At 71.4% G+C, this 14533-nt stretch carries 11 protein-coding genes; 8 read left to right on the top strand and 3 right to left on the bottom strand.

The window, feature by feature from the left end; genetic code table 11:
- The first annotated feature begins 142 nt into the window (after positions 1 to 142).
- The 5 genes from P2Q00_RS05030 to P2Q00_RS05050 all read left to right on the top strand — a co-directional run bounded on the left by P2Q00_RS05030 (position 143) and on the right by P2Q00_RS05050 (position 8510).
- A complete protein-coding gene (locus tag P2Q00_RS05030) occupies positions 143 to 3847 on the top strand; it encodes a nitrate reductase subunit alpha (protein WP_275769958.1) in 3705 nt (1234 codons plus the stop codon).
- A 1-nt stretch (position 3848) separates the two neighbouring features.
- Positions 3849 to 5417 carry a nitrate reductase subunit beta gene (gene narH / locus P2Q00_RS05035; RefSeq protein WP_275769959.1) on the top strand — a complete coding sequence of 523 codons (1569 nt, stop codon included), beginning with the start codon at positions 3849 to 3851 and terminating at the stop codon, positions 5415 to 5417.
- Positions 5414 to 6193, top strand: a complete 780-nt coding sequence (narJ, locus tag P2Q00_RS05040; RefSeq protein WP_275769960.1) for a nitrate reductase molybdenum cofactor assembly chaperone — start codon at positions 5414 to 5416, stop codon at positions 6191 to 6193. Before narH ends, narJ begins: the two co-directional genes overlap by 4 nt.
- A complete protein-coding gene (gene narI, locus P2Q00_RS05045; protein WP_275769961.1) occupies positions 6190 to 6915 on the top strand; it encodes a respiratory nitrate reductase subunit gamma in 726 nt (241 codons plus the stop codon). The genes narJ and narI overlap by 4 nt, the downstream gene beginning before the upstream one ends.
- Before the next feature lie 569 nt (positions 6916 to 7484).
- Entirely contained in the window at positions 7485 to 8510 is a 1026-nt protein-coding gene (locus P2Q00_RS05050) for a 6-phosphofructokinase (RefSeq protein ID WP_275770729.1), read from the top strand.
- 12 nt (positions 8511 to 8522) lie between these two features.
- Here the strand turns inward: P2Q00_RS05050 and P2Q00_RS05055 are convergent, their stop codons facing one another.
- Entirely contained in the window at positions 8523 to 9413 is an 891-nt protein-coding gene (locus P2Q00_RS05055; RefSeq protein ID WP_275769963.1) for a universal stress protein, read from the bottom strand.
- Positions 9414 to 9611: 198 nt separating this feature from the next.
- Here P2Q00_RS05055 and P2Q00_RS05060 point away from each other — a divergent pair, with 198 nt between their 5' ends.
- The 3 genes from P2Q00_RS05060 to P2Q00_RS05070 all read left to right on the top strand — a co-directional run bounded on the left by P2Q00_RS05060 (position 9612) and on the right by P2Q00_RS05070 (position 13282).
- On the top strand, positions 9612 to 10076 hold the full coding sequence (locus P2Q00_RS05060) for a hypothetical protein (protein ID WP_275769965.1): 465 nt from the start codon (positions 9612 to 9614) through the stop codon (positions 10074 to 10076).
- 91 nt (positions 10077 to 10167) lie between these two features.
- Entirely contained in the window at positions 10168 to 11793 is a 1626-nt protein-coding gene (locus tag P2Q00_RS05065; protein ID WP_275769967.1) for a multicopper oxidase family protein, read from the top strand.
- Positions 11794 to 11938: 145 nt separating this feature from the next.
- Positions 11939 to 13282 (top strand): phosphoribosyltransferase, encoded by a 1344-nt coding sequence (locus P2Q00_RS05070; protein WP_275769969.1) that lies wholly within the window; start codon positions 11939 to 11941, stop codon positions 13280 to 13282.
- 22 nt (positions 13283 to 13304) lie between these two features.
- On the opposite strand, the gene P2Q00_RS05075 is transcribed toward P2Q00_RS05070, so the two are convergent.
- Both P2Q00_RS05075 and P2Q00_RS05080 read right to left on the bottom strand, forming a co-directional pair.
- Positions 13305 to 13898, bottom strand: a complete 594-nt coding sequence (locus P2Q00_RS05075; RefSeq protein WP_275769971.1) for an Rv1733c family protein — start codon at positions 13896 to 13898, stop codon at positions 13305 to 13307.
- A gap of 15 nt (positions 13899 to 13913) precedes the next feature.
- Positions 13914 to 14378 carry a cyclic nucleotide-binding domain-containing protein gene (locus P2Q00_RS05080; protein WP_275769973.1) on the bottom strand — a complete coding sequence of 155 codons (465 nt, stop codon included), beginning with the start codon at positions 14376 to 14378 and terminating at the stop codon, positions 13914 to 13916.
- Positions 14379 to 14533: the final 155 nt, after the last annotated feature.

Genomic DNA, 14533 nt, shown 5'->3' on the forward strand with positions numbered 1-14533 from the left:
CCGGTCGGGTCGGGTGTCCGGACCGTCCGTACACCAGGACCATCGGCTCTGTTCCCCGGCACAGAACTGGGCCGAAAGGCCCCTTGGCAGAGGCCGTCGGCCCAAGGCGTGGCAAGGGACGCCCCGCCTAGCGTCCGGGTCCATGGAGAACGACGAGACCGCGCGCCCTGCCCATGGTCGTGCCGGAGAGGGCTGGCCGCTGGCCGCCCGGCGGTTGCTGACCCGTCGTGAGGTGTCGGCGGACGGGCGTGCCGTGTTCGGCGTGAACGACGGCAAGTGGGAGGGCTTCTACCGGGACCGCTGGGCCCACGACAGGGTGGTGCGCTCCACGCACGGCGTGAACTGCACCGGTTCCTGCTCGTGGATGGTCTACGTCAAGGACGGCATCATCACCTGGGAGCACCAGGCCACCGACTACCCGTCCATCGGCGCGGACTGCCCCGAGTACGAGCCGCGCGGCTGCCCGCGCGGGGCGTCCTTCTCCTGGTACACCTACTCGCCCAGCCGGGTCCGCTACCCGTATGTGCGCGGCGAGTTGCTGAAGCTGTGGCGCGAGGCGCGCCGGCGCCTGGGCGACCCGGTGGCGGCCTGGGCCGAGATCACCTCCGACCCGGCGAAGGCGCGGGCGTACAAGCGGGCCCGCGGCAAGGGCGGCCTGGTCCGCGCCGGCTGGGACGAGGTGAGCGAGCTGGTCGCCGCCGCCCATGTGCACACCGTCAAGCAGTACGGCCCCGACCGTGTCGCCGGTTTCTCGCCCATCCCGGCGATGTCGATGGCGTCCTTCGCCGCAGGCGCCCGGTTCATGTCGCTGATCGGCGGCACCCTGCTGTCCTTCTACGACTGGTACGCCGACCTGCCGATCGCCTCTCCGCAGGTCTTCGGCGACCAGACGGACGTACCGGAGGCGGCCGACTGGTGGAACGCCGGCTACCTGGTGATGTGGGGCTCCAACATCCCCGTCACCCGCACGCCCGACGCACACTTCCTCACCGAGACGCGCTACAACGGCACGAAGGTCGTCGCGGTCAGCCCCGACTACGCGGACAACGTGAAGCACGCCGACGAGTGGCTGGCCCCGCATCCGGGCACGGACGGGGCACTGGCGATGGCCATGGGGCACGTGATCCTGCGGGAGTTCCTCGTCGACCGCGAAGTGCCGTACTTCCAGGACTACTTGAGGACCTTCACCGACGCGCCGTTCCTGGTGACCCTGCGCGAACACGAGCAGGGACTCGTCCCGGACGGGTTCCTGACCGCCAAGGATCTCGGCGGTGACGAGGAGACCGAAGAGAACGCGGCGTTCAAGACGGTCCTTCTGGACCGGGTCACAGGCGAACCGGTGGTCCCGGGCGGCTCGCTCGGCTTCCGGTGGGGGGAAGGCGGGCGAGGCCGCTGGAATCTCGACCTGGGCGATGTGGTCCCCGAGTTGAGCCTGCTGGAGCGTGCCGAGGAGACGGTCGAGATCGCCCTGCCGCGGTTCGACGAGGGCAGCACCGAGGGCGGTTCGGTCATGGTGCGCGGTGTGCCCGTGCGCAGGATCGGCGGACGGCTCGTCACCACCGTGTTCGACCTGATGCTCGCCCAGTACGGGGTCGGGCGCCCCGGACTGCCGGGCGACTGGCCCACCTCGTACGAGGACGCCGCACAGCCGTACACGCCCGCCTGGCAGGAGACGATCACCTCCGTGCCGGCCGGGCAGGCGGCCAGGATCGCCCGGGAGTTCGCGCGCAACGCCGAGCGCACCCGCGGCCGTTCGATGATCGCGATGGGGGCGGGCACCAACCACTGGTTCCACTCCGACACCATCTACCGCGCCTTCCTGGCGCTGACCACGATGACCGGCTGCCAGGGCGTCAACGGCGGCGGCTGGGCCCACTACGTCGGCCAGGAGAAGGTCCGCCCGGTCACCGGTCTGCAGCACCTGGCGTTCGCCTTCGACTGGCAGCGGCCCACCCGGCACATGGCGGGCACCTCGTACTGGTACCTCAACACCGACCAGTGGCGCTACGAGGCCTTCGGACCGGAGGAGTTGGCCTCGCCGCTGGGTGAGGGCCGCTTCGCCGGGCAGGCGTTCGCCGACTGTCTGGCGCAGGCGGTCCGCCTCGGCTGGACGCCCGGCCACCCCGGCTTCGACCGCAACCCGCTCGACCTCGCGGACGAGGCCGCGGCGGCCGGTCGTACGGTCGCGGACCACATCGTGCACGAACTCAGGTCAGGGAAGCTGCGGTTCGCGGCCGAGGACCCCGACGACCCGGCCAACTTTCCCCGCGTGCTCACCGTCTGGCGGGCCAACCTGCTCGGATCCTCCGGCAAGGGCAACGAGTACTTCCTGCGCCATCTGCTCGGCACGGACAGCGCGGTGCGCAGTCAGGAGGCCCCGCCCGGGGCCCGGCCGCGGGACGTGGTGTGGCACGACGAGGCGCCCGAGGGCAAGCTCGACCTGCTGGTCGCCATGGACTTCCGTATGACGTCCACCGGCCTGCTCGCCGATGTCGTCCTGCCGGCCGCGACCTGGTACGAGAAGGACGACCTGTCCAGCACGGACATGCACCCCTTCGTGCATGCCTTCACCCCGGCCATCGCCCCGCCCTGGCAGGCCCGCACGGACTACGACACCTTCTTGACGATCGCCGACCGGTTCAGCGAGCTGGCCGCCGAGCACCTGGGCACCCGTACCGACGTCCTGGCCGTGCCACTGCAGCACGACACCCCTGACGAACTCGCCCAGCCCGGCGGGGTCGTCCAGGACTGGAAAAGGGGCGAGTGCGAGCCGGTCCCCGGTCGCACCATGCCGAAGGTGGTCACCATCGAGCGTGACTACGCAGCCGTCGCCCAGAAGATGCGCGCCGTGGGCCCGCTGCTGGACACGCTGGGCACGACAACGAAGGGTGTCACCGTCAAGCCGGACCAGGAACTGGCCGAACTGCGCCGCCGCTGCGGCACGGTACGCGAGGGAGTGGCCGAAGGCCGTCCGTCCCTGGCCACCGCCTCCGACATGTGCGAGGCCATCCTCGCCCTGTCCGGCACCACCAACGGGCGCCTGGCCACGGAGGGCTTCCGCGCCCTGGAGCGGCAGACGGGTACCAAGGGGCTGGTGGAACTCTCGGCCGAACGCGAGGCCGAGCGGATCACCTTCGCCGACACCCGCATCCAGCCCCGCGCGGTCATCACCTCGTACGAGTGGTCGGGCAGCGAGACCGGCGGGCGCCGCTACTCCCCCTTCGTCATCAACACCGAGCACAAGAAGCCCTGGCACACCCTCACCGGCCGCCAGCACTTCTTCGTCGACCACGACTGGATGGCCGAGCTCGGCGAACAACTCCCGGTCTACCGGCCCCCGTTGGACGCCCGTCGCCACTACGGCGACGAGGAACTGCACGACGGGCGCGCCGAGGTGACGGTGCGTTACCTCACCCCGCACTCCAAGTGGTCCATCCACTCCGAGTACCAGGACAACGCCTTCATGCTGGCGCTGTCCCGCGGCGGCCCGGTGATCTGGATGTCCACCGCCGACGCCGAGAAGATCGGCGTCAAGGACAACGAGTGGATCGAGGCCTACAACCGCAACGGCGTCGTCGCCGCCCGCGCCGTGGTCAGCCACCGTATGCCCCAGGGCACGGTGTACATGTACCACGCCAAGGACCGCACGGTGAACGTGCCGAAGACCGAGGTCAGCGGCCGGCGCGGCGGCATCCACAACTCACTGACCCGACTGCTGCTCAAGCCCACCCATCTCGCGGGCGGCTACGCGCAGTTCACCTACGCCTTCAACTACTACGGCCCGACCGGCAACCAGCGCGACGAGGTCACCGTCATCCGCCGTCGCTCGCAGGACGTGGAGTACTGACATGCCCCGTGGCGAAGCCACTATCGGACGCGTGATGGCACAGGTGGCGATGGTCATGAACCTCGACAAGTGCATCGGCTGCCACACCTGCTCGGTCACCTGCAAGCAGACATGGACCAACCGCCCCGGTGTCGAGTACGCCTGGTTCAACAACGTCGAGACCAAGCCCGGCGTCGGCTACCCGCGCCGCTACGAGGACCAGCAGCAGTGGAAGGGCGGCTGGATGCTCGACAGGCGAGGCCGGCTGGTCCTGCGCTCGGGCGGCCGCGTCAAGCGCCTGCTGTCGCTGTTCTCCAACCCGGACCTGCCCGCCATCGAGGACTACTACGAGCCGGTCACCTACGACTACGACAACCTCGTCAGCGCCCCGGCCGGCCAGGACATCCCCGTCGCCCGGCCCCGCTCCGTCCTGACCGGCAGACCCACCGCCGTCACCTGGGGCGCCAACTGGGAGGACGGCCTCGGCGGTGCCCCCGAGCACGCGGGAGCCGACCCCAACCTCACCGGGGCCTGGGCGGAGAAGGTGAAGTTCGAGTTCGAGCAGACCTTCCTCTTCCACCTGCCCCGGCTGTGCGAGCACTGCCTCAACCCGGCCTGTGTGGCGGCCTGTCCGTCGGGCGCCCTGTACAAGCGGGTCGAGGACGGCATCGTGCTGGTCGACCAGAACCGCTGCCGGGGCTGGCGGATGTGCGTGACGGCATGCCCGTACAAGAAGGTGTACGTCAACCACGCGACCGGGAAGGCCGAGAAGTGCACCTTCTGCTTCCCGCGCATCGAGGCCGGGCAGCCGACGGTCTGCTCGGAGACCTGTGTGGGCCGGCTGCGCTACCTCGGACTGCTGCTGTACGACGCCGACCGCGTCGGCGAGGCCGCGGCGACTGAGGACGAGCAGGACCTGCTGGACGCGCAGCGCGGTGTCTTCCTCGACCCGTCCGATCCCGAAGTGATCGCGGCGGCGCGGGAGTCGGGTATCCCGGAGGACTGGCTGGCGGCCGCCCGCCGCTCCCCGGTGTACGACCTGGTCATGCGGTACAAGGTCGCCCTGCCGCTGCACCCGGAGTACCGGACGATGCCGATGGTCTGGTACGTCCCGCCCCTCTCCCCCGTCCTCGACGCCGTCGGCGAGGCGGGCGGCAACCAGGACGATCCCGATCATGTCTTCGCCGCGGTCACCCGGCTGCGCATCCCGCTGGACTACCTGGCGAGCCTGTTCACCGCGGGCGACACGGACGTGGTCGCCGGGGTGCTGATGAAGCTCACGGCCCTGCGCTCGTTCATGCGTCTGCGCACGCTGGGCGAGGACGGCGACGAGGCCGCGTTGAAGGCCGTCGGACTGACCGCCCGTGAGGCCGAGGATCTGCACCGGCTGCTGGCCGTCGCCAAGTACGCCGACCGTTATGTCGTCCCGGCCGCCCACAAGGAGGACGCGGCCGCGTTGACCGCGATGGAGAACCGCTGCCCGGTGGAGTCCGGCGGGGAGCCGTCCGGACGCCGGGTCATGCTCGGCCTGCCCACCCTGCGCCGTTCGTCCCCGACCGTGCGCCGTTCGTCCCCGGAAGGACGCTCATGAGCCCGCTCCCCGCCACCGTCCCGGCCATCGCCCGCGCCCGCATCCGCGCGGCCGTTCGGCGCCGCTCGGCGATGACGTCCGAGGAGGCGGACCGCCGGGCCCTGCTGCTGCGCCTGCTGTCGCTGCTCCTGCAGTACCCGGACTCCGAACTCTCTGACGCACGGCCCGCGTTGACGTCCGCCGTGACCGCGCTGCCGCCGTCCCCGGCCGCCACCGAACTGACCGCGTTCCTCGGCTGGTTCGCCGGTCAGGAGCCCGACGCACTGGCCCGGCACTACGTCGAGATGTTCGACCTGCGCCGCAGGAGCAGCCTCTACCTCACGTACTACCTGCACGGCGACACCCGCCGCCGGGGCATGGCGCTGCTCACCCTCGCCCAGCGCTACCGGGCCGCCGGCTGGGACTCGGACGGCGGCGAACTGCCCGACCACCTGCCGGTCGTCCTGGAGTTCGCCGCACTCACCGGCCCCCGCTCGGGCGAAGCACCGCTGCGACTGCACCGGCGCGGGCTGGAACTGATCCACCGGGCGCTGACCGATGCGGACTCCCCGTACCGGCACGTGCTCGCCGCGCTGCTCACTCTCCTGCCGCCGCCGACGGAGGCGGATCTCGCGGCCGTGGCCGAGCTCGCCGCCCAGGGACCGCCCGACGAGCAGGTGGGGCTCGATGCCTACGGCACCTACGGGGACGGGGAGTTCGCCCCGCCGGAGACGTTCGTGCCGCCCCTGTCCGCCGCGCCGTCCACCTCCACAAGCCCCACCGGGGACCGTCGATGAACGCCGCGCTCCCCTCACTGGCCGCCGCCTCCGCGAGCGGCGTCGATCTGCTGCTGTGGGTCGCCTTCCCGTACATCTGTCTCGCCGTGTTCGTGGTCGGGCATGTGTGGCGCTACCGGCAGGACCAGTTCGGCTGGACCTCCCGCACCAGCCAGCTCCTCGAACACCGCTGGCTGCGCTGGGGCAGCCCGCTGTTCCACCTGGGCGCCTTCCTGGTGATCGCCGAGCATGTCGTGGGGCTCGCCGTGCCCGCCTCCTGGACCGAGGCGGCCGGCATCGGCGAGCAGACGTACCACACCACGGCCGTCTGGCTGGGCTCCGTGGCGGGCCTGGCCATGGTCGCGGGGCTCGGCATGCTCAGCACCCGGCGGCTCCTGACCCACCGGATCCGGCTCGGCACCGACCGCAGCGACAAGCTGCTCTTCCCCCTGCTGTCCGCCACGGTCCTGCTGGGCATCTCGGCCACGGCCGCGCACAACGTCTTCGGCGGCGGCTACGACTACCGCGAGACCGTCTCCGTCTGGTTCCGCGCCCTCTTCACCCTCCGGCCCCGGCCCGAGGCGATCGCGGACGCGCCGCTGCTGTTCCAACTGCACGCCCTCACCGCCTGCCTCCTGTTCGCCGCCTGGCCGTTCACCCGCCTCGTCCACGTGTGGAGCGCGCCGGTCGGCTACCTCGCCCGCCCATACCTCGTCTACCGACGGCGCGCAGTCACCGGGTGAGCGGTGTACGGGAGGGGCCGGCCCACTCGGGGCAACGCCCACAAGTCCGAACGTCAGCCCGTGCCGGTCCGCAAGGGCATGCGCCAGCCGCAGCACGCTGAGGCCGCTGGCACCCAGATCGGCGGTGTGTCGCAGGTCGACCAGGACGGCGGTGCGGCCGGGGCGGATCGCGCCGTGCAGCAGTCGGCCCAGGTGAGGTTCGGCGGCCGGGCCGATCTCCGCATGCACCTCGATCACCACGCAGTCGGCGTGGCAATGGACGACGAGCGGCGAGGGCCCCCGGCCCCGATCAGCCGCTCGGCCCGCCCGCAGCCGGTACGGCATCACGTGCCGCCGACGGGACGAGAGTGCCACCGGCGGACGGAAGGAATGCGGAACGCTCCACGTCATGGTGCCCCCTGAATCACGACCGGAAGGACGGAACGGCCAGAGCACGAAAGTGAACAAATAGTCTCCCGCCGTCCGCCGTCGAGCGCGAGGGCCCGGTGGTCCCGAGTGCCGGTGCAAGGTCGCCCGGCGGAGCACCGTCGCTCATGATGGAAAGGGAGTCGAACGGCGCGGAGGCAGCCATGAAGGTGGGAGTGCTGACCGGTGGCGGTGACTGTCCCGGACTCAATGCCGTGATCCGCAGCGTCGTCCGCAAGGGCATCCAGGAGTACGGCTTCGAGTTCGTCGGTCTGCGGGACGGCTGGCTCGGTGCGCTCCGGGGCACCGTCGTGCCGCTGGGCATCCCCGAGGTGCGGGGGATCCTGCCCCGCGGCGGAACCATCCTCGGCTCCTCCCGTACGAACCCGTTCAAGCACGAGGACGGGGTGCGGCGCATCCAGGACACCCTGACCGCGCACGAGGTGGACGCGCTCGTCGTGATCGGCGGCGAGGACACACTCGGCGTGGCCACCCAGCTGAGCCGTCAGGGGATCAGTCTGGTCGGCGTGCCGAAGACCATCGACAACGACGTGTCCGGTACCGACTACACCTTCGGCTTCGACACGGCCGTCGGCATCGCGACGGAGGCGATCGACCGTCTGCACACCACTGCCGAGTCGCACATGCGCACCCTGGTGGTGGAGGTGATGGGGCGGCACTCGGGGTGGATCGCACTGCAGGCCGGTGTCGCGGGCGGCGCCAATGTGATCCTCGTCCCGGAGCGGCCGTTCGACATCGACCAGGTCTGTGCGTGGGTGAAGAGCCGATTCAGGATCAACTACGCGCCGATCGTGGTGGCAGCCGAGGGTGCCGTCCCCAAAGAGGGCCAGATGATCCTCAAGGACCGGACGCTGGACGAGTTCGGCCATGTGCGGCTGTCGGGCATCGGCGAGTGGCTGGCCCAGGAGATCGAGGAGCGCACGGGCACGGATGCCCGCACCACGGTCCTCGGTCACATCCAGCGCGGCGGCACCCCGAGCGCCTTCGACCGCTGGCTGGCCACGCGCTTCGGACTGCACGCCGTCGACGCTGTCAACGACGGTGACTTCGGCATGATGGTGGCCCTGCGCGGCACCGAGATCGTCCGCGTTCCCCTCGCCGACGCCACCGCGCACACCAAGCTGGTGGACCCGTCGCTGTACGACGAGTTCCAGGTGTTCTTCGGCTGAGCCTCCGCGGAGTCAGCCGGCGTGCGGGACGACCGCCACCGGGCAGCGGCAGTGGTGCAGCACGGCATGGGCAACCGGCCCCAGTCGGCCCTCGGCGGCCCGCGGGTCGGTGCGGCGGCCCACGACCAGCAGGTCCGCTCCCCCGGAGGCGTTCAGGAGTGCTTCGGCGGGATGCAGCAGGACCACCTCGCTGCGGGCTGTCACCTGCGGGTACTTGTCGTGCCATCCGCGCAGGGCGTCGGAGAGCCGCAGAACCTCCTGGTCCTCCCAGGTGGCGCGGTCCTCCCCGGTCACGAACAGCGTCCGCGGTGACACGGCCTCGGCGGGAAGGGCCCACGCCTGTACCGCCTGCAGAGGCGCCCCGCGCGCCTCGGCGGCTGCGAACGCGAAGTCCGCCACCTCGCCGACCGGACGGTGCGCGTCGAACCCCACCACCACCTGGCCAGCTTCACCTGCCACCCGTGTCCCGTCTCCGAAGCCCGTTGCGAGGTGGGCCGGCATCAGCACGACGGGGCAAGCGGCTGCTGCCGCCACCCGAAGGGCCACGGAGCCGACCGCGAGCCCGTCGAAGCCCCCCGAGCCTCGCGCACCGACCACCAGGAGAGCGGCGCCGCGCGAGGCGGCAAGGAGCGCCACGGCCGGGGCGTCGGCGCTCTGCTCGCCCCGCACCTGGACGTCCGGGTGGCGGGCGCCGAGGTCGGCGATGGCCCGCTGGAGCATGCGCTCACCGATGTGCTGCAGCGTTTCCACGGCCATGACCGGGACGGGATCGCCCGGAAGCGGTGGAGAGGCGTGCACCAGCCGCAGGGGAACGCCGCGCAACACTGCTTCCCGGGCGGCCCAGTCGGCCGCAGCCAGGCTGCGTTCGGACCCGTCGATGCCCGCCAGCACAGGGTGACTCATCGCGTCCTCCTTGACCCGCCGGGCACGTCAGCAGGCTGATCCCGCACCCCCTTCGACCGCTTTTCCACTGTTCTTCCACTGTTCCACGGCGTCCCACGCAGGTCATTCCGGGCGCCGCCCGGGGCCGGCCACCCCAGTACCCCCGTGGGGTATATTGACGGCGACGGGCCGTTTTCAGCTCAAGCACGGACGGAAGCCATGGCGACAGCCGATCACCGAGAGGGCACCGCTCGCGGCGCCGCACTCCGGTGGACGCGCGGTGCCGTCATCACGTTGCTGGCGGTGCTCGCCGTTCTCGTCCACCACGAAACAGCCGCGGCCCTCACCACCCATGTGCCTGCCATGAGGGCCGCCGAAACGAGCAGCGTCGCGAGCATGCACCACTCGTCGGCACCGGCCGTGCCCGTGCACGCGAGCGGGCACACCACGCCGCCCGGCGTCGCAGCACCGGTCGCGTCCGACGACAACGGGGCGTGCTCCGGCACGCAGATGCAGCATTGCTCCGCCGCCGGCGTCGACACCATGAAGCTCGCGCCTCCCCACCAGCCCTCCATCGGCTGCGCTCCGGTCCTCAGTCCCGGCGCGGCCGTCGGCCGGGACGTCCCGGGGACGACGGGCCGCTCCCCACCCGACCTTTCCGTCCTCTCTCGATTCCTGCTGTAGGCCGCGCCCACGGCTGCGCGCGTTCACGCGTGTGCCCAGCCGTTCCCGCACGCGACCGAACAGAAGCGATATCGAGACAAGGACACCCCCTGTGAACAGCATGAACCGCCGCTCCGTCCTGCTGGCCGGGCTCGGCGTCGCGGGCGCGGGCGCGCTCGCCGCCTGTAGCAGCTCCGGAAGCACGCCCGCCCTGGTCAGCCCCTCCGGGACGGCCGTCGCCGCCGCCGACAAGAAGCGCACCAGGAGCGGCAGGACGCACAAAGTGACCCTGACCGCAGCCCGGGCCACGGTGGAACTGGGCGCCGGCATCACCGCCCGCACCTGGGCCTTCAGCGGACGGACCCCCGGCCAGGAGCTCCGCGTCACGGCCGGCGACACGCTGGCCGCCACGCTGTCCAACCAACTGCCGGACCGGGCCACCACCTCCGTCCACTGGCACGGCATCGCCCTGCGCAACGACATGGACGGCGTACCGCCGGCCACCCAGACCGCCGTCCGGGCAGGACGCAACTTCACCTACCGGTTCACCGCGGACACGCCCGGCACCTATTTCTTCCACCCGCACATCGGAGTCCAGCTCGACCGGGGCCTGTACGCGCCGTTGATCGTGGAGGACCCGAAGGAGCCGCTGTCGTACGACGAGGAGTGGGTCATCGTCCTCGACGACTGGCTCGACGGCGTCACCGGCACCCCGGACGAGGCCTTCGCCGAGCTGAAGCAGGGCATGAGCGGAATGAACATGGGCTCCGGCTCCGGCGGCGGCTCGTCCTCCGACGACTCGGGGGACATGGGCGGGATGGACATGAGCGGCGGAAGCATGGACGGCATGAGCGCTTCGCCGTCCTCCTCCCCCTCGTCCTCCTCCGGCGGCATGTCGATGAAGTTCATGCTCACGGACTCCAGGAGTGTGCTGCTCGGCGGCGACGCCGGAGACGTCAAGTACCCGTACCACCTGGTCAACGGCCGTGTCCCGGCCGACCCGGAGGTCTTCCGTAGCAAGCCCGGCAAGCGGGTACGGCTGCGTCTGATCAACGCCGGCAGCGACACTGCGTACCGCGTCGCCCTCGGCGGCCACCGGCTGACCATCACCCACACCGACGGCTTCCCCGTCCGGCACCAGCAGGTCGACGCCGTGCTGATCGGCATGGGCGAGCGCTACGACGTCCTCGTCACCCTGGACGACGGCGTCTTCCCCCTCGTCGCCCTGGCGGAAGGCAAGAACGCCACGGGCCTGGCCCTGGTCCGCACAGGAACGGGCAGCGCGCCCGCTCAGGCCGTCCGCCCTAAGGAACTGAACGGAATGATCATGACCGCGTCGCAGCTGCGCGCGGCGGACGACGTCCGGCTGACGTCCAGGAAGGCGGACCGGGTCCACCGCGTCGAGTTGACCGGCGGCATGATGACGTACAACTGGGCCGTCAATGGCAAGCGGTTCGACATGAACCACCCGACCGCGAACCCGATCAAGGTCGAGCAGGGCCAGCGGGTCCGGCTGGACTTCGTCAACTCCACCACCATGTGGCACCCCATACACCTGCACGGCCACACCTACCAGCTCGGCGGCAGCGGCCCGCGCAAGGACACCGCGATCGTGCTGCCGAAGAAGACGCTGTCGGTGTTCTTCGACGCGGACAACCCGGGGCAGTGGATGCTGCACTGCCACAACGCCTACCACGGCGAGGCCGGGATGATGGCGCTGGTGGGCTACCAGGGCTGATCGACCCGGCCCTGCCGAGCAAGCGGGGTTCCGGGTGTGACGTCCGTGGTCCGTCTGTCCGATCCGGGGGACGATGGGAGGGGAGGGACGAGGACAGGCGGTCTCACCACCGCGTCGGCGGGGTGTGCGCATGAGGAGGTGGCCCATGCGTTTCGAGGACCGTACGGATGCGGGGCGCCGGCTGGCCCGGCGGCTGGAGTACCTGCACGGCCAGGACGTCGTGGTGCTGGGGCTGCCGCGGGGCGGGGTGCCCGTGGCCTTCGAGGTGGCGCGGGAACTGGACGCTCCGCTGGACGTCCTGGTGGTGCGCAAGCTGGGCGTGCCCTGGCAGCCGGAGCTGGCCTTCGGTGCCGTCGGGGAGAACGGGGTGCGCGTCCTCAACGACGACGTGATCGAGCAGATCCGGCTGAGCCCGGCCGATCAGCGGACCGTGGAGCAGGCCGAGCGGGCCGAACTGGAACGGCGGGTGGTCCGCTACCGGCGCAACCGTGCCGCTGTCCCGGTGGCCGGGCGGACGGTCGTGGTGGTGGACGACGGGCTGGCCACCGGCGCCACCGCCGAGGCCGCGTGCCGGGTCGTCCGTGGTCAGGGCGCGGCCCGGATCGTGCTCGCCGTGCCGGTCGGGCCGGAGCGGACCCTGCTCCGTCTGCAGCGGGTGGCCGACCGGGTGGTCTGTCTGCAGTCGCCGCGTCTCTTCGGCTCGGTCGGCGCCTGGTACCACGACTTCGCGCAGGTCGGCGACGCGGAGGTGACCGACCTGCTGGCCCGGGCCGTCCGCCCCGCACCCTCCTCTCCGCCTTCTCCCTCTGCGTCCTCCGCCGGTCCCCCGCCGGCGAACCGGGAGATCGAGGTGCCCGCGGGGCGCGTTCGGCTGGCCGCACGGTTCGTGCTGCCCGACCGGGCACCGGCCGTCGTGGCGTTCGCGCACGGCAGCGGCAGCAGCCGCCACAGCCCCCGCAACCGGTATGTCGCCGATGTCCTGAACCGGGCAGGACTGGGCACACTGCTGCTGGATCTGCTCGGTGAGGACGAGGAGAGCGACCGGCGCAACGTCTTCGACATCGTCCTGCTCACCGGGCGGCTGCGCGCCGCCGCCGTGTGGCTGCGCCGCGAAACCGGCCTGCCCGTGTCCTACTTCGGAGCCAGCACCGGTGCGGCCGCCGCCCTGGAGGCCGCCGCGGAGGACTTCGACATCCGCGCGGTCGTCTCCCGCGGCGGTCGCCCCGACCTGGCCACACCCGCCGCGCTGGCGGGGGTGCGGGCCCCCACCCTGTTCGTCGTGGGCTCGCTGGACACCCGGGTCCTGAGCCTGAACCGGCTGGCCGCCGACCGGATGCACAACGACCACCGCATCGCCGTCGTCCCCGGCGCCACCCACCTCTTCGAGGAGCCCGGCACCCTGTCCACGGCCGCTGAGCTGGCCCGCGACTGGTTCACCGCCCATCTCGCCCTCCCACCCGCCGGCACACCTCTGGGCCGGTCTGCGTGAGGAGGCCGAAGGGCCCCGTCTGTCATCCGCTCATCTTCTTCCGCCACTGGGGGCCGACACGCTCCCACTCGGCCTCCCAGGCTCGCATCCGCCGCCGGTCCAGCCGGATCCGAGTCAATCGTCCGCAGCCCAGGGCCGCGGCGCCGGCAGCCGCCGAGACCAGCACACCCGTCAGTGCCGACTGCAGACGCGCCTCCGTCTCGGTGGGAGGCCGGGTGGCCAACTCGCCCCGGCTGTCGATCCACACGGTGACCGGGGTGCCCGCGGTACTGCTCGGGTCGACCCGCGCCAAGCCGGTGTGCGTGGACCCGGCGGCCGTCCAGCGCACCTTTGCCCACACCGTGTCGCCGCCACTGTCCGTCGACACGGTCGCGGTCCTGTCCGCGTTCTCGGTGAGCTGGGCCGGCACGGAGTGCACGGCCGCGCGTCGTGCGGCGAGGCTGTCCTGCATGGCCCCATCAGCCGCCAGGCCCGCGAGCAGACCGCCCACCAGGGCGACGATCCAGGTGGCCAGGACGATCCAGGCCTCCACGGAGTCGCTGTGGCGCCGCAGGGGATTGTGCCGCCACCGCCACCACCGCACCTTCTTCACCTGCGTGGGATGTGTCCGCGCCATGGCTCGACACCCCCTTCAGCCCCGGGCCCCGCTGCCATAGGGCGCGTACAGGTCGAGCAGTCGGGTGCGTGCCGCGTTCAGCCTGCGGACGACGGCTTCGCCGACCCACAGCGCGATCGACCGCCCCATCTCGGGATCGGCCTGGCACATCCTCCGGACGGCGTCTGCGTCGAACTCGTGGGCGCGCACCGGGCCCACCGTCCGGGCGCCGAACCGCCACACCGGGGGCTGGTACAGCCAGGACCAGCCGAGGAGTTCACCTGCTCCCAGAGTGTCGATCACGGTTGCACGGCGTCCGGGCACCCTCAGGTCGAGGGCGACGGTGCCCGATTCGACGATCCAGAAGTGGTCCGCCCGTCCGCCCTCGTCGAACAGGCGGGTGTCCGGCGAGTAACGCACGTCGTGCGCCATGCTCATCAGTCTGCCCCGGTATTCGGCGGGGAGTTTCCTGGTCGAGCGTGGTGTGGTCACGGTGGTCATGGCTGCGCCTCCTCGTGCGTCGGGCCGACGCGGCGGAGGTCACCGGAGTGACTTCGCCTATCTTCAGGCTCGGTCACTCCGGCCGGAAACGCATGGGCCGATCGGTCCCCGTCGACGAGGCCACCGGGGCATGCGTGACAGCCCGGTGTTCACCT

The sequence above is a fragment of the Streptomyces coacervatus genome, from assembly GCF_029223485.1.
Lineage (GTDB): Bacteria > Actinomycetota > Actinomycetes > Streptomycetales > Streptomycetaceae > Streptomyces > Streptomyces coacervatus.